At 63.4% G+C, this 20,604-nt stretch carries 20 protein-coding genes; 7 read left to right on the forward strand and 13 right to left on the reverse strand.

Going from position 1 to position 20,604, the window contains the following annotated elements; translation table 11 throughout:
- The first annotated feature begins 109 nt into the window (after window positions 1–109).
- The 3 genes from ACSJDS_RS17560 to ACSJDS_RS17570 all read left to right on the forward strand — a co-directional run bounded on the left by ACSJDS_RS17560 (window position 110) and on the right by ACSJDS_RS17570 (window position 1,153).
- Complete coding sequence (locus ACSJDS_RS17560; protein WP_473035063.1) at window positions 110–394, forward strand: type II toxin-antitoxin system RelE/ParE family toxin; 285 nt, start codon at window positions 110–112, stop codon at window positions 392–394.
- A 3-nt stretch (window positions 395–397) separates the two neighbouring features.
- The gene (locus ACSJDS_RS17565; RefSeq protein WP_223135873.1) at window positions 398–712 is read left to right on the forward strand and encodes an addiction module antidote protein; all 315 of its coding nucleotides are present in this window, start codon (window positions 398–400) and stop codon (window positions 710–712) included.
- A gap of 216 nt (window positions 713–928) precedes the next feature.
- Window positions 929–1,153 carry a hypothetical protein gene (locus tag ACSJDS_RS17570; protein ID WP_473034357.1) on the forward strand — a complete coding sequence of 75 codons (225 nt, stop codon included), beginning with the start codon at window positions 929–931 and terminating at the stop codon, window positions 1,151–1,153.
- A 12-nt stretch (window positions 1,154–1,165) separates the two neighbouring features.
- Here the strand turns inward: ACSJDS_RS17570 and ACSJDS_RS17575 are convergent, their stop codons facing one another.
- Genes ACSJDS_RS17575 through ACSJDS_RS17585 form a run of 3 tightly spaced genes read right to left on the reverse strand, consistent with a single transcriptional unit; the run spans window position 1,166 to window position 2,415 of the window.
- A complete protein-coding gene (locus ACSJDS_RS17575) occupies window positions 1,166–1,396 on the reverse strand; it encodes a hypothetical protein (protein WP_473034358.1) in 231 nt (76 codons plus the stop codon).
- Window positions 1,397–1,414: 18 nt separating this feature from the next.
- Entirely contained in the window at window positions 1,415–1,807 is a 393-nt protein-coding gene (locus ACSJDS_RS17580) for a DUF4351 domain-containing protein (RefSeq protein ID WP_473034359.1), read from the reverse strand.
- Window positions 1,723–2,415, reverse strand: a complete 693-nt coding sequence (locus ACSJDS_RS17585; protein ID WP_473034360.1) for an Rpn family recombination-promoting nuclease/putative transposase — start codon at window positions 2,413–2,415, stop codon at window positions 1,723–1,725. The genes ACSJDS_RS17580 and ACSJDS_RS17585 overlap by 85 nt, the downstream gene beginning before the upstream one ends.
- Before the next feature lie 153 nt (window positions 2,416–2,568).
- Between ACSJDS_RS17585 and ACSJDS_RS17590 the strand changes: the two genes are divergently transcribed.
- The 3 genes from ACSJDS_RS17590 to ACSJDS_RS17600 all read left to right on the forward strand — a co-directional run bounded on the left by ACSJDS_RS17590 (window position 2,569) and on the right by ACSJDS_RS17600 (window position 5,326).
- On the forward strand, window positions 2,569–3,243 hold the full coding sequence (locus ACSJDS_RS17590; protein WP_473034361.1) for an NUDIX hydrolase: 675 nt from the start codon (window positions 2,569–2,571) through the stop codon (window positions 3,241–3,243).
- Window positions 3,236–4,282: an ADP-ribosylglycohydrolase family protein gene (locus ACSJDS_RS17595; RefSeq protein ID WP_473034362.1), complete on the forward strand. Its 1,047-nt coding sequence runs from the start codon at window positions 3,236–3,238 to the stop codon at window positions 4,280–4,282. Before ACSJDS_RS17590 ends, ACSJDS_RS17595 begins: the two co-directional genes overlap by 8 nt.
- 192 nt (window positions 4,283–4,474) lie before the next feature.
- Window positions 4,475–5,326: a hypothetical protein gene (locus ACSJDS_RS17600; protein ID WP_473034363.1), complete on the forward strand. Its 852-nt coding sequence runs from the start codon at window positions 4,475–4,477 to the stop codon at window positions 5,324–5,326.
- A 425-nt stretch (window positions 5,327–5,751) separates the two neighbouring features.
- Here ACSJDS_RS17600 and ACSJDS_RS17605 read toward each other — a convergent pair whose 3' ends face one another.
- Complete coding sequence (locus tag ACSJDS_RS17605) at window positions 5,752–8,094, reverse strand: VapE domain-containing protein (RefSeq protein ID WP_473034364.1); 2,343 nt, start codon at window positions 8,092–8,094, stop codon at window positions 5,752–5,754.
- A gap of 954 nt (window positions 8,095–9,048) precedes the next feature.
- Window positions 9,049–9,249 (reverse strand): helix-turn-helix transcriptional regulator, encoded by a 201-nt coding sequence (locus ACSJDS_RS17610; protein ID WP_473034365.1) that lies wholly within the window; start codon window positions 9,247–9,249, stop codon window positions 9,049–9,051.
- 2,018 nt (window positions 9,250–11,267) lie between these two features.
- Here ACSJDS_RS17610 and ACSJDS_RS17615 point away from each other — a divergent pair.
- Window positions 11,268–12,158 (forward strand): hypothetical protein, encoded by an 891-nt coding sequence (locus ACSJDS_RS17615; protein WP_473034366.1) that lies wholly within the window; start codon window positions 11,268–11,270, stop codon window positions 12,156–12,158.
- Window positions 12,159–12,275: 117 nt separating this feature from the next.
- Here ACSJDS_RS17615 and ACSJDS_RS17620 read toward each other — a convergent pair whose 3' ends face one another.
- From ACSJDS_RS17620 to ACSJDS_RS17655, 8 genes are all read right to left on the reverse strand, one after another.
- Window positions 12,276–12,431 carry a hypothetical protein gene (locus ACSJDS_RS17620; RefSeq protein WP_473034367.1) on the reverse strand — a complete coding sequence of 52 codons (156 nt, stop codon included), beginning with the start codon at window positions 12,429–12,431 and terminating at the stop codon, window positions 12,276–12,278.
- Window positions 12,398–12,589 carry a hypothetical protein gene (locus ACSJDS_RS17625; RefSeq protein ID WP_473034368.1) on the reverse strand — a complete coding sequence of 64 codons (192 nt, stop codon included), beginning with the start codon at window positions 12,587–12,589 and terminating at the stop codon, window positions 12,398–12,400. Before ACSJDS_RS17625 ends, ACSJDS_RS17620 begins: the two co-directional genes overlap by 34 nt.
- A gap of 128 nt (window positions 12,590–12,717) precedes the next feature.
- Window positions 12,718–13,758 carry an Rpn family recombination-promoting nuclease/putative transposase gene (locus ACSJDS_RS17630; protein WP_473034369.1) on the reverse strand — a complete coding sequence of 347 codons (1,041 nt, stop codon included), beginning with the start codon at window positions 13,756–13,758 and terminating at the stop codon, window positions 12,718–12,720.
- Window positions 13,759–13,944: 186 nt separating this feature from the next.
- Entirely contained in the window at window positions 13,945–14,166 is a 222-nt protein-coding gene (locus ACSJDS_RS17635; protein WP_473034370.1) for a DUF6447 family protein, read from the reverse strand.
- A 31-nt stretch (window positions 14,167–14,197) separates the two neighbouring features.
- Window positions 14,198–15,013: a hypothetical protein gene (locus tag ACSJDS_RS17640; RefSeq protein WP_473034371.1), complete on the reverse strand. Its 816-nt coding sequence runs from the start codon at window positions 15,011–15,013 to the stop codon at window positions 14,198–14,200.
- Entirely contained in the window at window positions 14,950–15,690 is a 741-nt protein-coding gene (locus ACSJDS_RS17645; RefSeq protein WP_473034372.1) for a hypothetical protein, read from the reverse strand. The genes ACSJDS_RS17640 and ACSJDS_RS17645 overlap by 64 nt, the downstream gene beginning before the upstream one ends.
- A gap of 11 nt (window positions 15,691–15,701) precedes the next feature.
- Window positions 15,702–16,514, reverse strand: a complete 813-nt coding sequence (locus tag ACSJDS_RS17650; protein WP_473034373.1) for a SapC family protein — start codon at window positions 16,512–16,514, stop codon at window positions 15,702–15,704.
- A 133-nt stretch (window positions 16,515–16,647) separates the two neighbouring features.
- Window positions 16,648–20,226 (reverse strand): DUF4214 domain-containing protein, encoded by a 3,579-nt coding sequence (locus ACSJDS_RS17655; protein WP_473034374.1) that lies wholly within the window; start codon window positions 20,224–20,226, stop codon window positions 16,648–16,650.
- Between the last annotated feature and the right edge of the window lie 378 nt (window positions 20,227–20,604).

Below are 20,604 nucleotides of genomic sequence, written 5' to 3' on the forward strand. Positions count from 1 at the left end.
CTGTGTTGACACACGGGCCGCTCCCTCGAGCGGCCTCTGTCTCTCCGGGCTGTTAACCAGAGTTGACACCCTCCTGATTGTTAACTAGAGTTATCACATAATCGAACTCATAAAAACCGATGTCTTCGATCGGTGGCTGCGAGGGCTGCGGGATACACGCGCTCGCGCCAGGATCACGGCACGCATCCGACGCCTGAGCCTGGGCAACCCCGGCGATGTGAAACCGGTCGGGGAAGGCATCTCTGAGCTGCGCATCCCCCATGGTCCCGGCTACCGCGTCTACTACATTACCCGAGGGCCCGTGATCGTGGTGCTGCTCTGCGGCGGTGATAAAGCCACCCAGGCTCGCGACATCGACCAGGCCAAAGCCATTGCCGCGCAATGGAAGGAGTGACCCATGGCAACTCAACACACCACTTTCAGTCATTACGATACCGCGGACTACTTGCAGAGCGAGGAGGACATTGCTGCCTACCTCGAGGCGGTGATGGAGGAGAACGACCCTGCGCTTCTCGCCGCCGCGCTGGGTGACGTCGCCCGCGCACGCAACATGAGTCAGCTGGCCAAAGAGGTGGGCATGAGCCGTGAGGGGCTCTACAAGGCACTGTCCGGCGAGGGCAACCCGGCATTTTCCACCATCAGCAAGGTGGCCAATGCCCTGGGGCTGCGCCTGACGATTGAGCCGCTCTCGCGGCCTGACGCCCACGTCTGAATCGCGATCGCCCTGTACCCCGCCAGCCCACGACCAGGCCGCTCCCTCCGGGGCGGCGGCTGCTTGGTTAGCACCGCGCATTTCCCGCCGCCGCGTTCAATATTGCGCGTCTCGACGCTCAGATATGAGCGACCGCCCGCTCAACCACGCGCCACCGCTTGTCATCACGTCGTGACAACAGACTGACCTTCCCTATCACGTCGTGAGGTTGCCACCATGGCAGCGAAGCACCAGCAGCGCTATCGCCAGCGCCGTCGCGCGCAAGGAGTCAAGGAAGTGACCGTGAGCCTGGAGGCGGACAGCCGCGGACGACTGCGCCGGCTGGGCCAGGTGCACGGCAAGACGCAACAGGAGGTAGTGAAGCTGGCGCTGTTGGCCGCGGAGCGTCTGCTGGACGGCGAGTCGATCGCCAAGGGTGGGACGTGGCGGATCGAGCCGTGATCCGCCGGGAGGTCAGGGCTTGAACATCTCTTCCAAGCTGGTGGCGAACAGTACATCGCGCATCCAGCCTTTCAACTGAGCATGGTCGGCCTGGGCAAGCTGTGCCTCTACCCAGTCGGGCACCTCACCGAATTTGAAGGTGAGCTGCGTTCGCACGACCTCGCGCGCCTCCTCCAGGCGGCCTTCCTGGCGGCCTTCCAACCGCTCTTTCTTGATCAGGTTCTCTAAGTTTTCTGCCAACATGGCCTCACCCCGCCTGGCTCAATGCTCGCCCAAGAGGCTCTCGAGGCTGTCAGCCACCAGGATGGCGGCAGACCAGTCTTCCAACTGATCCGGCGTGGCCTGATCCAGGCGCTGCTGAGCCCAGGTCGGCAAGTCGCCGAACTTGAGGCTGATCTGCTTACGCAAGATCCTCTGCGCTTCCTCCAGACGGCCTTCCTGACGGCCCTTCTCAATACCCAGCCGCTCACTTTCCTGACGCTCTTTCTTGACCAGGTTCTCCAAATTCTCTGCCAACATATCTTTGTCCTCCATCAAGCTATTGAGCCGATCCAGGTTGACCTCAGCCCTCAGCCGATGCAAATGGCGCTTGAGCCAGCGGGTAATGATCCGGTCGGTGCGCTCCTTGTGCGGGTCGGCCTGAATGATCGCCACGACTCGATCCACGGCCTGTTGTAGGGCCTCCCAGCTTTCCCGGCGTTCTCGACGCTGAACACGCCGCTCAACGGGGTCTGGCGAAGGCCCAGATCCTCGTCAGTATAGCGCCCTTCGTCGACCAGGTAGTACCGCAGGTGTGGCTGGTAGACCTGCAGGAACGCGGGCGGTTCCGGGGTGATCATCTCGTAGATATCCCGTGGCGCCGTCCAGGGCTTCGAGCCGTTGTAGAGCACCACCGGGAATACCGGCGGCAGGCCCTGGCCGGGGGTGACCACCTTCTGCTTGAGCAGCTCGCTGTAGAAGCAGGCGACATAGTGCATCAGCCGGATCGGCATGGTGTGATCCACCGCCGACTGGAACTCCAGCAGGATGTAGAGGAACACGCGCTGGGTCACGCCCTGCCAGGTGACCTCCACCGACCACACCACATCCTCGATCTTCTCCTCGAACATCGGCGTGATGTAATGGCCGTTGTGCTGCTTGAGCGTCGAGAAGTCCATCAGCCCGGCGATCTCGCTGGGCGCGAAGCCTTCGATCAGCTGCTGAACGAACTCAGGGTAGCTGAACAGCTCCTTGTAGCCGGTATCGTGGTGGTGGGTGGCCATGGGCGCCTCAAGCAATCGTAGGCTGACAGGATACCACGCCTCGCCGGATTGGCGGGAGCCACGGTGGCGACCCGATAGGCTAACCCCCTGATTCCATGGCGATGCATCCCGCCTCGGGCTAGTCTGTTGGCTTTACGCGACCGAGGCCATGTCATGCCAGTGATACACCCTCGCCGTGACGATGCCGGGCAGCCGGTGATCTTGACGGACCCCTCCAATCCGACGCCCTTGGCCTGCTGGGACGACCCCACCGCGATCGCCCGGGTGGTGCCGGACGGACCGCTGCCGGCGAGCCTGAACGGGCTGGCGCTATCGCCATGGGCCGACGGCAGAGCGAGTGGCCGGAAATGCCCCTGGGAGGCCGCTGGGGCGACGCTGGATCAGATGCCTACCCAAGCCAGTGGTGACGGTGGCTGGAGCCAGGACGCCCCCTCCCTGCCGCTGTTGCCGGGCAAGGCACCTGCGGCCGGTGCCGTGGTCATGGAGCCCGATGGCCGGGTGTGGGTGATCCACCCCAGCAATGCCTTCGGCGGCTATCGAGCGACCTTCCCCAAGGGCAAGCAGGAGCCCGGGCTGAGCCTTGCGCAGACCGCGATCAAGGAGACCTTCGAGGAGGCTGGCCTGGTCATCGCCCTGACCCGCTGGCTGGTGGACGTACCGCGCTCGACCAGCCTCTGCCGGTATTTCCTGGCCCACCGTATCGGTGGCACGCCCGCGGCCATGGGCTGGGAGAGTCAGGCGGTGAGCCTGGTGCCGATCGCGCGCCTCGGTGAGGTATTGCACCATCCCAACGACCAACCGCAGCTGGAGGCCTTGTGCCATGACTGAGCACCCTTCACTTTCCTCTACCCTCCTGAGCCGATACCGCGGCTGCCTGCTCGCCGGGGCCTGCGGCGACGCCTTGGGCGCCCCGGTGGAGTTCTGGCGCCGCTCTCAGATCATTGCGCGCGTCGGTGAGCCGGGTGTTACCGACTACCTCAAGGCCTACGGCCGCGTGGGCGCGATCACTGACGACACCCAGATGACCCTGTTCACCGCCGAGGGGCTGTTGGCCACCGAGGCCCAGGGAGCCGTGCATGACATCGACGTGCATCGCCAGGCGGGGGCGGCGGCCTTGCAGCGCTGGCTGGTCACCCAGGGTGGACGTAGTGCCCTGACGAACGAGGCTCAGGCAGACGCCAGTGCCCTGCTGGCCGAACCGGCCCTGCACCACCGGCGTGCCCCGGGCAATACCTGCCTGTCCGCCCTGCGCGACATAACGGTGCTGGGCGAGCGCGCGGTGAACGACAGCAAGGGCTGCGGCGGGGTGATGCGGGTGGCGCCGGTGGGCCTGTTCGGGGCCTGCCATGGCCTCGAGCCGCGGGAGACGTTTGTCCTGGGCAAGGAGCTGGCCTGGCTGACCCACGGCCACCCCGGCGGCTACCTGACCGGGGGCGTGCTGGCGGTGCTGATTCAACGCCTGGTCGAGGGCGGCAGCCTGGAGGAAGGCCTGACGCTGAGCCTGGCCCTGCTTGCCGACGAGGAAGGCCACCAGGAGACGCGAGAGGCCTTGCAGCAGGCATGGCGGCTGGCGGGGTGCCCCACCCCTTACCCCGAGGCGATTGCGGCCCTGGGCGAAGGCTGGGTGGCCGAGGAGGCGCTGGCGATCGCGGTCTACTGCGCCCTGGTCGCCGATGACCTGCGCCACGGCGTGGTGCTGGCGGTGAACCACGACGGCGACAGCGACTCCACCGGGGCGATTGCGGGGAACCTGCTGGGAGCGATGCACGGCGAGGAAGTGATCCCGGAGACATGGCTGGACGAGCTGGAGCTGCACGAGATGATCGCCGAGATGGGCGAGGCGTTGTGCGGAGCCGCGCATGAGTAGCCGACCAAGGATGCCAGGTCCACCGGGCCTGCCAGATAGCCCACTCCCTGCCCTCCCTGAGCATCTGCCGCCCGAGCAGCGTGAGCGGGTCGCGGTGCTGACCGTGATCCATGCGGGCAAGGCTTCTCGCCGGCCGAGGTCTACCGCCGCTTCGATTCCGAGCCCGACCCCGAGCTGGCACGCCGGCCGACGTTGCTGGAGGGCCTGTGGGCCGCGCTGGCGCCGGGGCATAACCAGGGCAGCCGTCGGGTGCTGGTGCGCGTCAGCGGGGCGCAGCGGCCGTTTCTCGCGGCATGGCGGGGTGAGGGGAGCAACGGTGAGGACGAGGGATTCGCCATGGAGATGCTGGCGCTGTGCCCTTGCTGCCCGGTAGCGGAGACGTGTGCGCTCCGGGGGCAATGCCGCGTTGAGCAGGAGACGCCCGGCCTCGCGATGGAGGTGACTCAGGCCGGGGGTCGGTCCGTTACGCCGAGAATGGCCCGCGAGAGTGAGCTGGGTAACGCCCCCACCCTACCCTGGCACAGCCTCGCCGCCGCGGACGCTCAAACAAAGGCCGAGACGCGAGGCCAAACCTGGCTCAACGCCCCGGGCGTGGTGGAGCATGTGCTGGACGAACTGCAGGCAATCACCTGGGCGGCATGGCACGCCTGGTGGCGCGGTCAGATCAGCGAGGCCGAGGCCCGGTATCGCCAGCACGTTGAGGTGCGCTGGGCGGCGGCGATTGTCGCCGGCAAGCATCCGGGCTACGGCGTCCTGCCCGCCTGGCATATGGAGCAGCTGCCCACCTACCTGTGTCAGGTCTACTACCACCAGGACCAAGGCGCCGAGTGGGAGGATGTCCCAGACCAGGCCGAGGTGGTCGAGGCGCTTCTCTGGACATGTAGTGAGGCGGCCAACCTGCGCTTCCAGGGCATCCCCGCTCCTGATGCCCCAATGCCCGCTGACTGGTTGGCTCGCCAGCTCGTGGAGATGGCCGAGGACGTGGCGATGCACGCCGCCTACCTGCGCGGGTTGGTCGAGGACCGGGGCCTGGAGGACGAGTGAGGCCGGTGGGTCGGGCGAGGGCGGGATGGGTTCGCCAGGAGGCGCCAATGGCTGGCGCCCTTTTTTGGTGCCGGGGAAGCCGGGATCGGTCCCAGAGATACCTGAGGTGTGCCACCCGGGACACACCCGTTCCTCCAGAATGCCACGTCTGATGCGGGCTGGCACCCTTGTCCCACGTGGACAACCAAATCACCACTCACCTCCCCCTATACAGATTGGAGTAATGCCTGCTTCCCCCAGCACTCTTACTATCGCCTGCCTCCTATAGAGCAGAGGTTTTCACACTAGGGGGTCCACCCGTTCCACCTTGGCCAGGCCAGGCCTGATGCGGGCTTGCAGCGGAACCCCTCTGTCACCCGTGGAACGCCTCGGGCCCTGTGATGCAAAAAGCCCGGCTCGAGCCGGGCTATGACGATCATGGGTCATCAGGGCGAAGGGGCTCGCCAGCATTTGACTCGACGGCCACTGGGTAACGTCTGCTTCCCTTGCATCCAGCCGAGACCGGCAAGAGCGTTTGCGATGAGCTTCGTATCCCGCATATCACGGTCGCACGCGTCACGACCCATAAAAGCCTGATACACCTCCCCAGTCGTTGTTACCGTTAGCGGCGTTGCCCGGCGACTGCTCCAACAGCCGCCGACTCTCTCCGGTGGCAACTCCTCAATGAACCTACTGACCCGCTCTTCCCAAGGATTATCGAGCTGACGGGCAGCTTGCTCCTCCCGGGCGAAAGCTTCGGTGGTGTCATCCAACCACCAGGGCTCCTCCTGGCGATAGCGCACGACGGCCTCGGCCCACAACTGATCGCGCTCGGTCTGCATACGTGCCAGGTCGATACGTTTACAGGTCACCGGCCAGAAGCGCCTACCTCCTGTGCGGTCGGCCAAATACCCACCTCCCCCTTCGGGATTGATCGTGCCGATGAAGACCACCTGGCGCTTGAACTCCTTAGTGCGGTAGCCATACGACGGCCGGTAACGATCCACGCGGCTGGAAAGAAACTGCTTGACCTTGCGTACTTCGGAGCGCGCCATGTTGGCCATTTCCGCCATCTCGATGATCCACTTACCTCGCAGCCCCTGCAGCGCGTCCTTGTCCCCGATATCCGCGCCCAAGTCATCGGCGAACCAGACAGTTTCCGGCACCAGGGCGGCAATCAGCGAGGACTTCCTGAGCCCTTGGGGACCTTCCAGGACCAGCATGGTATCGACCTTGCAGCCGGGCACCATGGCGCGCGCCACAGCGCTGATGAGGGTCTTGGCGCCGACAGCTCGAGTGTAGGGCGTCTCCTCAACCCCAGCGCAGTTGGTCAGCCAGGTATCCAGGCGTGGCGTGCCATCCCAGGTCAGGGCATTGAGGTATTCGCCGACGGGGTGCCGCTCCCGTTGGCTGGCGACTAACTCAATCGCTTCGGCCGCAAGACGAGCACTGACCCGCGCCCCCCACTGATGGGTGATCCAAGCGCTCAGGTACTTATCGTGCCCCTCGCCCCAGGCCCCAGCCTCTCCTCCCGACGGCGGCGCCCGGTCACAGTGCACCTCGTAAGAAAGCATGTTTTTCCAGATACCGGTATTTTTCCATTCAGGATACTGAGACAACACAGCCGCCAACTGGGCTGTTGAGGGGAGTTGCACCAGCCAGGCAATAGAGAGCGCCAGTCGAACATCCTCGGGGCTCGCCATGCCGGCAGGAACGTAAGCGATATCAATCTCGTCCAGATGCTGACAGACCTGGATCAGATGATTGCCGATAAAGCTGGTGTCCAGCTTGCCGGGCCCCTGCTGACACCACTGCTCCCAGACAGTCTGGCCGGCCAGGCGGAACAGATGGGCCTTCTTGAGAATATCCCCTTGGCGTATCAGCTCAACGCTCCGCGTACTGCAGCGCCAGAAGCCATAGAAGCCCCCGGTGGCCCCCATGGGGATCACCCCCACATCGTGCGCGAGCAGTTGCACGGCCTCCTCGCCGTAGAGACGCTCACCCCCGAACTGCTCCAGGGTGCCTTTTCCCACCTTCAAGACCGGCTTTGACACCCCCTCCCCCGCCGCGCCCGGTGTGGGGCCTTGTGGGCCGTTGTCGGGGCCCTGTAATGCATTCAGGCAGGCCTCCAGCACTGCCTTGACCGCCTCATCGCCCTCCAGGCGGCGCAGGTCATCGAAGTCGGTCGGCCCCTTGACCTTGCCCGTTTCCGGGGCCGCAACGCCCAGCGTGGCCGGGAAGTCGGGGAAGATAACGTGCCCCGCGACCGCCTCGGCCGCCTTGTCGGCGTAGTGGCGCCCCGGGTTGGCGATCGGATGGGTCGTCCACTGGTCGTTGTCGGCGCAGAGGATCAGGATGGCATCTTTCAGCCTGGCAGCGATGCGCCGCGCCACGGCCTCGAGGTTGCCGGCGTCGAAGGCGACCACGACGCAGTGGTCGGTGGCCTCATGCAGCGCCGCGCCAGTCGCCCAGCCCTCGCAGACCAGGAACACCATCCGGCCCTCATGGTATTGCGGGCTGCCGATGGTTTCGTAGGTGCCCTGGCTGGCGCCGTGGGCCAGGTAGGTGCGATCACGGCGAAGCAGGTTATTGGCATCGGGGAAGATGGCCTGCAGCGAGACGATCTCGCGCTCGGCGCCCCGCCGCGGAATGATCAGGGCGTTGTCGGACACCAGCTCGGGCGCCCAGGTGCCGTCGGCCTGCTGGCGCCGGACATGGAAGGCCCCGACGCGCGCGCCGTGCGCCTGAACGCCCTTCTTGAGCAGGTAGGGGTGGCTGTCCTCGTCCACCGGCTGAGCCTTGGCCCAGATCGCCTTGGCTTCCTTCGCCGCGGCCTCATGCCGGGCCTGAGCCTCGGCGTCGCGCTTGGCTTTCTGGATGGCCTGTTTGGCTTCCAGCTCGGCGCGCTCCTTGGGGGTGAGCGGCTTGGCGCGCTTCGCCGAGAAGGGCAGCTTTCGCCGGGGCCGTAGCGCTTCATGCAGCCGAACTGGCCGGCCGGGGCGGCGTCGTCGTGAAGGATGTACCAGCCATTCTTCGAGCCGCGCGGATCCCCCCGGACATCGAAGCGATGGATAGCGCCATCACCGACAATGGGATCCTTGTCGTCGTACTCGATGCCCGCCGCCGCCATGGCAGCGAGCAGTTGGTCGATGACGCTGGATGATGCCGGGGCTCCCCCGGCGGTGTGAAGGCGGCGTTCATGCGGCCGCCTCCTGACGTCCCCGGCAGGCCGTAAGGATGGCGTCGAGCTGCTCCAAGGTGTAGAGCGGCATCGTGGCATCCATTCCCAACCCATAGCCGTCGATGAACTCGACATAGACCTCCCCCGCGGCGAGAGGTGCAGCAGGGGGCCCACAAAGCGCCGGCCCAGCGTGTACTGCCGCCAGCCAGGCTCGATCGGTTCGGGGTCAAGGCCCAGTGCGGTATACAGTGCCAGCGTCACCGGTTCCGCACTGACCCGTTCTTCACCGACAATCCAGGTGATGTCGTCGATTCCTTGGGCACCGCGCCGTTCTAGATACTGGCGGATAGCCTCGGGACTCCCCAGGCTGGCGAGGATGGTGGGTAACAGCATGGGCCTGTCTGAAGGCGCCGCAGGATCAGGCCAAGTTGTGCGTGCATTATCCCGGCGGGATGGTAGACTTTTGATGATTGAATTGCTCATTTTTGAGCTCCGTTCAAGGCCGATCAAGACGGTTTTTGGACTTTTCGCCCGACCTCTGCATGGGTCGGGGCGTTTTCATTTACGCCTGGCGATTTTCCAGCCACGCATCCAGGTCAGCCTTGCGATAGCCCACGCTGCGCTGGGTGACGCGAATCGGTCGCGGGAAGCCCGGCATGTCCTTCATGTTGCCCAGCGTATTGACGCAGACGCCCAAGTAGACTGCGGCATCCTTACGACGCAAGACGGCGGGGATGATGTGGGGGTGTTGGGTGTTGCTCATGGCGACCTCCTTCTGGGTTGTGCCAGCCCCAAGGGTGCCGTCACGACCTGGAGGAAGGTGAGTGTTATTGGTGTCTGACAGAGCAACACGGGCATTCCGAATGGCCTCGATGAGGCGCCGCTCACCCATTACAACTGGGTTTTGTTGTCTATCTCGCAGGCTGGCTTTCTCGCCACTGATTCGACAATTTTTGGACACGACTTCCTCCTTAGGACTGGGCAATCACCAGCCCATCCCTTTGTAATGGTAAATGGATGAACGACATTGTCCTCGTCTCGGTGGGCGGCAATAGGGAAAACTCTTTGCTCACCACAGGGCCGCTTTGACAACAAGAGGCACCATATCTAGGCGCCAACACCCAGCCCACAAAAAAATTACACTTTTTTTCTTGTATAACAGTGACTTGAGATCATTTATGAGTGGCTGTCGCTCATAAATGAGCGGTGAAAGTGAGCCGCTCTCATTGGCAGCATCGGTTGCTGCAAAGCAGCCTCCCCTGTAAGGGAGGCTGGCCGGCCTACGTCAAAAAAGTGGCGTCGGCGAAGGGAGCGGTGCGCCCTAGCATTTCCAAGCGCTGATCGAGGGTGTCGATCGCGATCAATTCGGGCGCGTCAGGATCTTCGCAGTACGGTCCTGGCTGGTAGAGAATCCCGCCTTCGGAGGTCAAGTGAAGGCACGGCACAAGGCAATCACTGGCGTCCGGGTGTCCATCGATCCTTGGCAGGCACAGCACTCGCCAGCCAGTCAGAACGTCTGGGTCATCGTTTTCCCGGGCGCAGCGTAGCCCACCGACGCACCAGGGCTCATTCGGGGTGATGTCCAGCGTGTCTTAGGGGGTCAAGACTGCCACCAGCATGGCGGTGTCATCTTGGTCGGCCAGGCGATTCGCCTCGCTCATGCTGAAGCCTTCGGGTAAATGACGTTCGGCAAACATCTAACGGGCTGGCCTGAATGGTCCAGTGATTTATCGCTCATAAATGAGCGATGCCTGTCTGCGTGAGCTCATAAATGAGCGACAAGCAATAGCAAATACCCTTAAAACCCAAAGACTTAGCACTAGGATGAAAAAGGCTAACGCGGTACAAAAATGAGCGGCGGCATCCGCAAAAAAAAGGGGGGCGCCAGGCAAGCCCTCCGGCCAACATGGCGCGCGGCCTCTCACCCCCACGCGCGCCACCAACGCAATGGGGGGCGCGCATCCTGCCTCGGACATCGCATGAGCCGCGACCAAGCCCCACCACCTCGCATTCAGAGAGTTAGCGGGGCATGCCATAGGCCTCAGAAACTCGGCAAGGCATCATCCCATTGCGGGGCACACGGCTTGGTTGGGGTGGGAGCCGGGACAATCGGCGTGGCAGGCGGGAGGAATAGATGCACCGGGTCTGGCGTGAAGCGCGGAACGTCAGGCGGCCTCACCCCGCTGCACTCTTGCTCGACCAGCGCAATCACCTCAGCCAGGTCAGCGGCAGCCAGGGACTTACGAGAGCGGCTTGGCTCCACCAGTACGCCACCCCTAGGTGTGACATGCAGACGAGTGGCTCCAACGTCGTTGGGGCGCGGAACGCCGTCGACGCCTCCCAAAATTAGAAGCCGAAACCCTAGTGCTCCGAAGACTCCTGAGGGGTCGCTGCTGCACGTTATGCCACCCACTGACCAGGTATGGGGTCGCCACTCCCGGGCACCATAGGCAATTAATACCAATGTGATGGCCTCGGCCGGGCCCAGACTGTCGAGACGCTGGCGGGGCAAATTCTCCGGTAACAGTTCATCGCGGATTGTAAGCGGCTTGGCTTGCCATGACGCTGAGCGGCGAAGCTGGCGCAAGGCGTCGTTGCGGCGAGCGGTAGAGGTCTTTAGGTGTGTCATAGCGGGCTTCCTTAGGACACCAAATGGGAGTCTTTGTAGCTTTCCATCACGAGGTGCTGTCGCCAAATAGAAAAAGTCCTTTACGTCGTCGCCGTGGGGTAAAATAGTCGCCACGTCATAGAGTTACCTCCCCCTCCCCTTGAGGCGACACCATGCCTGCGACCTGCCAGACCCGGCCGGTGACTTACACCGAGGCCTACCCCGAGCAGCTGCCGGGAGTTCTTCACTTCACCTGCCCTCGCCTGCACGCCACCTTGACCCCGGCGAGCTGTGCGGCGCGCCATGGCCTGGCCTTGGGCGATACCCATGGGCACTACAGTGCGTGTCGGGCGTGTGCCATTGGCAGGATCCATGCGACGGGACAACGAGCGACGCTCGAGCGGCTCGCCGAACTTGGAAGTCCTGGCATCAACGCAAAGCTGTGCGTGCGCTGTGGCCGTCAGAGTAGCCGGATGGTGGTCAGCAAGGAGCTATGCATCAGCTGCTATAACCGTGAACGGGAGGCGAGCAAGGGCTGCAACGCCAAGGGCAACGTGCCGACCGACTACGTGCCTCTTCGCCTGCATCGGGTAGGGCTGAAAATGCCGAACGGCGAAATCCGTTGGGCGCTGTTCGAGGCACAGACGTGGCTAGAGCCGTTGTTGCGAGGACTAAGGGCCTATCCCGGTGCCAAGCTGTATGCGGGCCAGCCGAGTGACGATTCGCCGTGGAATACCGAGGCTGGGCGCTTCGAGTACCAAGACGCCCAAGGGCGGCCCCTGGCGATGGACGTACAGGCGACGGGCAACCACTACGCGGTGCGCTACCGCCCTGCCCTACTTGGCGAACTCCTCGCCCCGGTGGTGGCGCCGGTGAGCCTGTATGACCCGGGCTTTGTGGCTGACTGGCTACGCCATGGCGAGGAAGGCCAGATGATCGGTGAGGTGTGGCGGGCGGTGGGCTATGGCTGCGACGGGTGTCGCCAAGGGGTGATGCAGGCCCGGCGCAAGGCCGGTGTGCTGGAGGTCAGGTGTACGGGGTGTGGGTCGGCAGAGGCCGCATAGTCTCACGAGCGCTTCCAAGGCGGCGCTCGTGCGGTCAGGAGAGTGAAGGACCAGGGCATGAAGGTCGGCGCCAGGAGACGCCCTTAGCGGCTGCTCAGATAGGGACAAAGCAGCCCTCTACGCCCCACCCTCCTGCAGCGTGGCCACCAGCGCCAGGTAGGCTCGCTCGATGGTGTCATCCCCTACCCCGTCGTCTTCGATGCACGCACCGATGAACTCATCCAGGGCGTCGCACAGCGCTATCGCCTCAGGAGAGCCCCCAGACGCTCGCACCACGCCGCGTACAGCGCATAGAGACGATCCAGGTCGGCCTGGGTCATGGGCTCGAACAGCAGGTGCTCAAAGCCCTCCAGCTCGGCCAGCAGGGCCGTGCGGGTCGCGGACGAGATAGGCGCCACATCAGGGCCTTGGGAATCGGGGAAGTCAGTCATGGAAGGAGTCTAGCAGCCCACAGCGGCCCGTGGGCCGCCGTTTATGCCGTGAGGCAGGGCAAGGCACAGGGAAGCGGCATCATGCGCCGCACGAGGCGACACTGAGCGTTCTTGCAAGGGGCAGGCAATCAGTGCCGGCCCTCGGCACGCAGCCGCGCCACGTCGTCGATGGGCAGCCCGGCGATCTCGGCAATCATGGCGTCGTCCATCTCGGTGCGGGTGATCAGATTGCGGGCGGTCTTCTCGGCGTGCAGCCGCTCGCCCTTCTCGATGCCAAGCTGCTCACCTTCCTGGCGCCCTTCTTCGCGCCCTTCTTCAATCCACCGCTCGGGCCACTTCTTGATGCGTTCGGCCAGCATGTCATGTACCTCGTGTAGATCCTGCAAGTCGTTGAACTCGGGCAGCTCCATTCCCGGTGCCCGGTGCGGAAGCATGACGCGACGTATCCACACCACGAAGGCACGCCGCAGCCCGGTCTGCTCCGGGGCCTTGAGCCACTCTACCAGCCGACCCAGCACATCGAGCATGTCCTGCTCGTCGCGGTTGTGCTCCAGCCGGAACAGCGCCGCCGCCACGTTGCGCGTCTCGTCCGACCAGTCGGGCGCCTCGACGATGGCGCCTTCGTCCAGCAGCAGGTAGCTCAGCTCGGGTCGGTAGCGCTCCAGGCCACCCGGTACCCGTTCGACCAGTTCGCCGACGTTCTGTGCGGCACGCCAGCGCGCTTCGCCATTGTAGAGTACCACGGGCAGCACCGGGGGCAGCTTGCCACTGGGCGTCAGGGCTTTCTGGCGAATCAGGTCCTGGTACAGCAGCCCCAGGTAGCTCATGATCCGCACCGCCATGAAGCGGTCGACGCTCGACTGGAATTGATGTGCGCCATCCATGGCGCCCACCCTTCGGGCGCACTGAAGTGCGCCCAATTCATTCCCGATGAATTTGTCCAGCAGTAGATAGACGTAGAGCCAGTCGTCCCCCCAGCGCACCCGCCAGATGATGTCGTCTTCTCGGTCACGCAGCTCGTCGGTAACGTAGGAGCCGCTGACCTTCTCCAGGGTGGCGAAGTCGAGCTGGCTGACCCAGGCTTCCTTGACGAAGCCGGTGAGCAGGTCCTTGACCATCTCGGGATGGGAGAACAGCAGCTTGTAGCTGTGGTCGTGGTGGCTGGCCATGCGGGGCTCTGTGTCTCGGGGTAGTGCGGCTCAGCCTACCACAGCCCCACTGGCTGCCGTATGGTCCTGCCCCATCGGCAGAGCCATCGCCGTCCTTTCAAATAATCGGCACCAGCGGCACCCGGCCGCAGCCCGTCAGGGCCGCGGCGGCGAGGGCCAGCAGCAGGAGCCGGTGCCCCTTGGCCATCAGTGCGCTTGCTTGGGCAGCTGCTCGTTCAGGGCGCGAGCGTAGGCGCCGCGGGCGGTCTGGGCGATGGCGAGCTGCTGGTTGAGGCGTTCGATCTCCCGGTCGGTGACGCGCAGGTTGGTGAGCTGGGCCTGGGCCTGTTCGGAGAGGGCGTCGAGGTTGTACTCGGTGCCGTCGATGGTGACGGTCTGGGCTTGGGTCGTTTGCGGGGTCTTGGCCATGGGGCTGTGGCTCCTATGAGATTTTGGGGTGTCATTTCCCTTCAAGGGTTCGTTTAAACCGTTGGTAGCGCTCTTTCGGGGCGACGATGTCGATCATTAAATCGCCGGTGCCGGTCTTGATTCGCTGGGCGTGAATGCCATGCGCAAACATGGCGTCCTTGATCGTCTGCTCGGCGTTGGCGCTGACCTGGGTGGCGGGTATCGAGATACGCTGATGCTCCCAGTCCGGCCCCAGTACCGGCAGGCTGACGGCACCGAGAGTGCCGTTCTGCAGCGTCTGGCAGACCTGCACGAAATCGAAGCTGGCCTTGGGTTGCCGGGGATTGTCCACCGAGCCAGGAAAGTAGCGGTCGATGATCGACTCGGCCACACGGTTGCCGGCGTTAGTGGGTATGGTCGGGAAGGCCGTGCCCAGCAGGATCGGGCACTGGTTGGCTTCCAGTATGGCGTAGCGGCCACTCTCCTCAACGATGACATCGACCCCGGCAATGGGCAGCCCCAAGGCCTGAGCGCAGCGCACGCAGGCCTCTCGCACGGCTTGAGGCAAGCTGTCGGTGGCCTCCACCTGATCGGCGCCGTGATGCCTTGACGGGTCGTCGTTCAGGTAGATCCGTTCGCCTAAGGCGGGCACGCTCTCGAACGTCAGACCCTGCTCGGCAAGATAGCGTCGTTCATTCTCCCCGGTGGGAATGGCCACGGCGTTCTGGGGGTGGCCCTGCCGGCGTTGGCGCTGCCGGCCGTCAACGAGCTGCGCGATGGAGTGCCGGCCATCGCCTTCGACGCTCACCGGGCGGCGCTCATAGGCGGCGACGTAACGCTGGTCGGTGACATAGACACGGTACTCCATCCCGCTGACCATCTCCTCCAACAGTTGCGGCTCATCCTGGCTGGCCTGGAGGTGGCGGTGTACATCATCAGCAGGGATATCACGAATGATGCCACGCCCAGGGTTCCGCCGAGCGGCTTGATCAGCAAGCGCTTGCCCGGGTGGCGGGCCAAGAATCCCCTGACGCCCTGGGTCTGGTCAGGGCTCACGACGATGCCATCGGGCACATCGAGTCCCTGGGCGGCAAGATGCTGCTTGGCGGCGGCCTTGTGGCTGGCCAGGGCGCTACTCTTCAGGCTGCACAGGTCGCCGAGGGTACGGCGAAAATAGTGGGTCTTGCGACCATCGCTGACGCTGAACACCTCGCCACGGTAGCCCTGCACCGGCAGGTTGGCGAAGCGTTCGCACTGGGTGGCCAGCTCATAGTGGAAGCTCACCTGCAGGCCACGCTGCCAGGCTGCCAGAGCCACCAGAAAGGCGTTGATCCCCACATGGTCGATACGCTGGGCATGATAGCGCAGCACCGGGTCATTCAGCGCCGCCGTGGGCCGTGAGGTATTGGGCGTCAGCCGCTCGGCGGCCAGCGAGTCGCCCTTCGGATGGCGGGCGCGTAGGCCGCTAGCCCATCCTGGCGCATTGACGGCTGGCGTTTTGGGCGACCGAGCCCCCGACCGGCGGCGTGACGCGCGCTTGGACATCCCTGCTCTCCCTAGCTGTCAAAGTCGAACTGGAAATCGTCGTCGCCTTCGTTGAACAGCTCATCGAGGTTTTCGTTGGCTGCCGCCTCACCAGCGCGGGCGTGAATGCTGGCAAGCTTGCCGAGATGCTTGAGCTGCGGCTGGCTGAACAGCTGGGCATGGGCGAGCTGCAGGGCATTTACCCGGTTGAGCTTGCCGAGTGCTTCATCGCTGAGCTGTTGGAGCGCCTCGGCATCGATACGGTACAGCCCCGTCAGAGTCTCTTTCTCTTCACCGATCTTCAGGGCGACAGGCCAGGGCTGAATCACCCCCTGTTCGGCGAGCGCATCCACCGCCTGCTGGGTACGCTGTTTGCCCGCTTCCAGCGCCTTGAGAAAGGTCAGGGTGTCCTTGAGATGCTGGGCCGGCTGACCCTGCTCATCGAAAAAGGCCACCGCCCCCGGCTCATCGAGGGAGTCACGCAGCAGGCCGCTGTTGGTATCGAAGCCGAGCACCGGCTTGCCGGTATGGTCATCAATGACGAGCCCAAACGGGTAGGCGCGGTAGCAGGCGGGCGTATAGCCCACCAGCCACTTGTGGCTTTTGGGATGAAGAAAGAGATTTTGGTTATCGTGCAGCCCGAGCATACCCACCAACCGGAAGCGCTCTCGCCCTTCTTCTGTGGCGTGCGGGGTAAAGCACAGCGGCATAAAGGGCAGCGCGTGGGCCAGTTCATCCAGCAACAGGGGCGCGAAGCGGTCATGGGCGGCGTGGTACAGATCCTGGGCACGCTGAAAGCCGGCATGGCGATGAATGGAGGGCTGTAGCGGGACAACGTGGGGCATAGGGTGACCTCGTAATCGGTGACTGGCGACAGCATAGGCGATGCGCCAGCAACAAAACCCCGGCCGAGGCCGGGGGTTCGTTACTTACCTAAGGTTCCGAATAACGAGCCGCCGAAGCGGCTCGTCGCCGGAATTAGGCGAAGTTGTCGACGCTAAAGTCCTGAGTCTCACCGAAGTCAAGGATACCGATCAGGTCGGCAGAGGTGAAGTCTTCGTCGTTGTCAGAGACAACCTGGAAGACCTTGTACTCGCCGGCGTTATCGGGATTCTCCACCATCATGATAGAGAAGGCATCGTTGCCCACCAGCCCAGAAGTATCACTCACAGAGGCTTGGTCATTCAGGGCATTGAGCACAGCACTTTCGTTGGTCAGATCCGCCCACTCGTCGATGGCGGTAGAGCCACTAGCAAGGGTGGAGAACTCAACCAGATTCACGCTGTTGGCGGTGAAATCATTACCGTCCACGAAGGTGGTCGGCACGTCATCGCGCGATACCGTTGAGGTACTCCCCGAACCTTCTGTCTGGTTGGTCAGCCAGGCAGTGAAGTCCAGCACGTCACCGTCTTCACCGTCGTTGAAGTGCACGATGGTGTTGGTGCCGAAGCTGCCGGCATCGAACACGACGGTGTCGGTGGTGTCATCGTCGGAGCTCAGCACGATCAGGTCGTCGCCGGTGCCGGCGTTGACAACGTTGGAGCCGCCGTTGCTAGCGGAATTAGTGCCGCCCTCATCAACGGTGATGTACTGACCGTCGGTGGTAACACCGTTGTAGGCATCCTGAGCAGCGCCTGCGTCGATGGTGGAATCGCCGAAGAACTCCTGCAGCGCACTAACGATGTTGTTCTGCTGTGAACCGTTCAGATCAGCCCAAGCGTTGTCGGACTCAACGATGTTGTACTCGATGATGTTTTCGTCAGAGGAAGAGGCGCCGTCGACCAGGTACTGCACGGTCAGCCGACCGTTGCTGTCGATGGAGGCCGTAGCCAGCTTGCTGACGATCGGGTCTTCGTTGATCGCGCGGGCAATGGCGTCGTAGAGGTCCGCCTCAGAGGTCAGCGGGCCGTCGCTTTCGATATCGGCGAAGACTTCGAAGCCGTTTTCGAACCCTTCAGCAGCGTTATCGGTACCGGTACCGCCCGGCATGGCCACGGTGACCTGCACCTGGCGACCAAACAGCAGCTGGGTGGCGTCGATTCCAAGGCCATTACCCACAGAGCCGAGCGTGCTTTCGCCCTCCGCAATGGTTGCAACGGTCTTGTCACCGGTGTTCTCGGCGTAGATCACATCGTCGCCGCTGCCGGTGCTGGCAGTCAGGGAGATGTTGTTGCCGTTCACCACATCATCGCCGGAGCCGGTAGTCACGGTGGCGGAGTATACCTCACCATCGTCATCGCCAAGGTGGCCAACGGTGATGAAGTTGTCACCGCCCATGGAGGTGATATCCGCAGAGCTCGTGGAGCTGTCCGAATCGGTAGTGCCGTCGAGGTCAACCGCGATGGTGTCGTTGCCGGCGCCAGAATCCAGCTCCAGCTGAGCACCGCCGCGAACCAGCGTCACGATGGAGTCATCACCGCTACCCGTGGTGATGGAGTAGTCCAGATCACCCTGGGACGCCAGGCCATCTTCATCACCCACCTGAGACCAATACTCGACGTCGCCGCCACCGGTGGCGGTGAAGTCACGCACGTTCTCGATGAAAGTAGCTTCACTGAGGGTGATGGAGTAGTTGTCGGTGATGAGACCGGGACCTTCCACATTCACGGTGCCCGAACCGACAGTCAGGTCGCCCAGGAAGTCGTTGGCGTTGACTTCGTCGATCAGACCTTGGTTGTTGTCGAAACCGTTGCGGATGGTCAGGCTAGCGAAGCTCTCGCCGTCCACGTAGTCCTCGTGGGTGGCGATGTTCACGGTCTCCATGCCGTCCTGGTTGCGGCCAGTGTTCAGCCAACCAATGTTGCTCGGCTTCTCGTCGGCGCCCAGCACGTCGACGTTGAACACGGCGATGCTGCCGCCGGCCTTGCCGCCGACATGGACGTCGCCGCCTTCAGCACCACGGCCCACCTTGTGCAGCTCGACGTTGGTGGTGATGCGCTCGTCTTCACCTTCGATGACGGCTTCGTCGGCACGGTCGTAACGGTTGGAGTTACGGATCGGGCTGTTGTCGGAAGCGGCCAGGAACGCGAAGTTCTCGTTGGCGCCCAGCTCGACGCCCGGCTGGCCTTCCAGCACCACGGTGGGTGCATCGCGGCCTTCGGCAGTGTCGACACCGGAACGCTCGACGAAGTTCGGGCCCACGGAGGCGGTCACCTGGTCGGCCAGACCCAGTTCACCCAGAGCAATGTTGATGGCCTCGGCCAGGGCTTCGTGGTCACGGATGGTCAGGCCATCGCCCTCGATGCCGGTCTCGCCCAGCAGCGGGTGCAGGTCGACCAGTTCACCGTTGAGGGTGAAGGAGAGGCGCTGGAAGAAGACGCCGTCGAGCAGCTCGACATCGTCGCGCCCTTCAACGTTGATCAGATCCCAGGCGTCTTGGTTCATCACTTCATACTGGATGCGGCTGGCGTCTTCGACGCGGCCGGCCAGCAGGTAGTTCTCGTCGAAGTAGACGGTCAGGTTGGACGCGAAGCCATTGCTGTTGTCATTGGCCGTGTGGTCCATGCGGAAGGTGAGCTCTTCCGTGTTGCGCACGCCACCATTGCTGGTCTTGGTGGTGACATCGTAGATCACCAGGGAGGCGTTGCTGTCGTAGGAGCCCATGTTGACCACATCGGTCATGCGGGCAGCGTCGATACCGACTGCCGGACCCTGCAGCTCAAACTCTTCAAAATCTTCGCCAAGAAGATCGCTGGTAAAGATCTGCTCGAACACAGAGCCCAGTGTCATGCCACCGCCGGCGTTCAGCGCGGTGAACTCGAAGTCCTGGATATTCTGTGTCACGGGGCGCAGGCTGGCGCCGGACTCGCCGGACACCGCACCACCGGACTGCACTTCGGCAACCAGCTTGTTGTTGCCGCCGTTACCGTCGAGGTAGTCGCCGGTGTTCAGGCTGTTGGCGGACAGGCCATTGATGGACATCAGGGGCGCGAGGAAGGTGTCGTCATTCTCGGTGCCGATGGCGTTGTCATGCCCCATGTCCGCGCGATCGGAATCTGGAGTGAGCATGAAGGTGTCGCCCGGCACGGACGGCTCTTCGGGGTCGGTCGGCTCGGGGATGCCGGCCACGACAGCGGCGATGTCCAGCTCTTCGACGTCGGTGTCGCCGTCGATGGAAGCCAGCCAGTCGGCAGCGTAGTTGTCGGCGTCGGTGCCGGAGTGGGCGTCGCCCGCCGCTTCGGTGTACAGGTTGGCGGCAGCCACCTTGTTGCCGAGGACAGCGACGTCGTCATTTTGCGCACCGCCGGCGATGGTGGCGGCGATCTCGGGGAGGGTCAGGCGACCGTCGTTCAGACGCTCGGTGTAGAATGCCAGCCCCTCGGCGTCGGCGGCGCGGCCGAACATCTGCTGATACAGGTTCTCGACCAGCTCTTCGTTGGAAAGATCCCCGAAGCGCGCTTCGAACTCTGCGGAGGTGCCGAAATCGTTGATCACGGCGTCAAGACCTTCCTCGTCGATCTTGCTAGCCCAGAACTGCAGGCCAGCCTGATCGGCCGGGCGGCCGTAATATGCCACGTAGAGTTGCTGCGCCTGATCCAAAGCTTCTTGTGTTGCCATGGGACTATAGTCTCCTTGCTTTTCGAAGATTCCGACACCTTGGGTATCGGTCTCACTACCTTGAGCGCTCAAGGGTAATCCTTGGTTCACCCAGTTTTCCGTGGTGGCCATGTACCGGCAAAACGCAACGCATTGGCCTTACCGACACCCGATCATCCTATAGAAGGGTGAACGGTGCCTAATGTATAAGCCTCCTGCCCCACAAGTCAACGTCGTTCATACGCTGAAATGCTGGTGCCAGCGTACTGTTTTTGGCGTTGACTTGTCGTGATATTTCGTCTCAGGGCGGAGACCTCCCTTCAGCCTTTATAAATGCTCCAGCTTAGCAAAAAAGCATGAGGCCATCCAATTCATGCCCGATAGAGACACCACGGCGCC

The sequence above is a fragment of the Halomonas sp. SL18_1 genome, assembly GCF_055755715.1.

Excerpts from the sequence above, each read along its gene's own strand:
- ACSJDS_RS17565 (WP_223135873.1), top strand. The coding sequence starts at position 398 with ATGGCAACTCAACACACCACTTTCAGTCATTACGATACCGCGGACTAC.
- ACSJDS_RS17570 (WP_473034357.1), top strand. The coding sequence starts at position 929 with ATGGCAGCGAAGCACCAGCAGCGCTATCGCCAGCGCCGTCGCGCGCAA.
- ACSJDS_RS17575 (WP_473034358.1), bottom strand. The coding sequence starts at position 1,396 with ATGTTGGCAGAAAACTTAGAGAACCTGATCAAGAAAGAGCGGTTGGAA.
- ACSJDS_RS17585 (WP_473034360.1), bottom strand. The coding sequence starts at position 2,415 with ATGGCCACCCACCACCACGATACCGGCTACAAGGAGCTGTTCAGCTAC.
- ACSJDS_RS17590 (WP_473034361.1), top strand. The coding sequence starts at position 2,569 with ATGCCAGTGATACACCCTCGCCGTGACGATGCCGGGCAGCCGGTGATC.
- ACSJDS_RS17595 (WP_473034362.1), top strand. The coding sequence starts at position 3,236 with ATGACTGAGCACCCTTCACTTTCCTCTACCCTCCTGAGCCGATACCGC.
- ACSJDS_RS17610 (WP_473034365.1), bottom strand. The coding sequence starts at position 9,249 with ATGAGCAACACCCAACACCCCCACATCATCCCCGCCGTCTTGCGTCGT.
- ACSJDS_RS17615 (WP_473034366.1), top strand. The coding sequence starts at position 11,268 with ATGCCTGCGACCTGCCAGACCCGGCCGGTGACTTACACCGAGGCCTAC.
- ACSJDS_RS17625 (WP_473034368.1), bottom strand. The coding sequence starts at position 12,589 with ATGACTGACTTCCCCGATTCCCAAGGCCCTGATGTGGCGCCTATCTCG.
- ACSJDS_RS17630 (WP_473034369.1), bottom strand. The coding sequence starts at position 13,758 with ATGGCCAGCCACCACGACCACAGCTACAAGCTGCTGTTCTCCCATCCC.
- ACSJDS_RS17635 (WP_473034370.1), bottom strand. The coding sequence starts at position 14,166 with ATGGCCAAGACCCCGCAAACGACCCAAGCCCAGACCGTCACCATCGAC.
- ACSJDS_RS17640 (WP_473034371.1), bottom strand. The coding sequence starts at position 15,013 with ATGGAGTACCGTGTCTATGTCACCGACCAGCGTTACGTCGCCGCCTAT.
- ACSJDS_RS17645 (WP_473034372.1), bottom strand. The coding sequence starts at position 15,690 with ATGTCCAAGCGCGCGTCACGCCGCCGGTCGGGGGCTCGGTCGCCCAAA.
- ACSJDS_RS17650 (WP_473034373.1), bottom strand. The coding sequence starts at position 16,514 with ATGCCCCACGTTGTCCCGCTACAGCCCTCCATTCATCGCCATGCCGGC.
- ACSJDS_RS17655 (WP_473034374.1), bottom strand. The coding sequence starts at position 20,226 with ATGGCAACACAAGAAGCTTTGGATCAGGCGCAGCAACTCTACGTGGCA.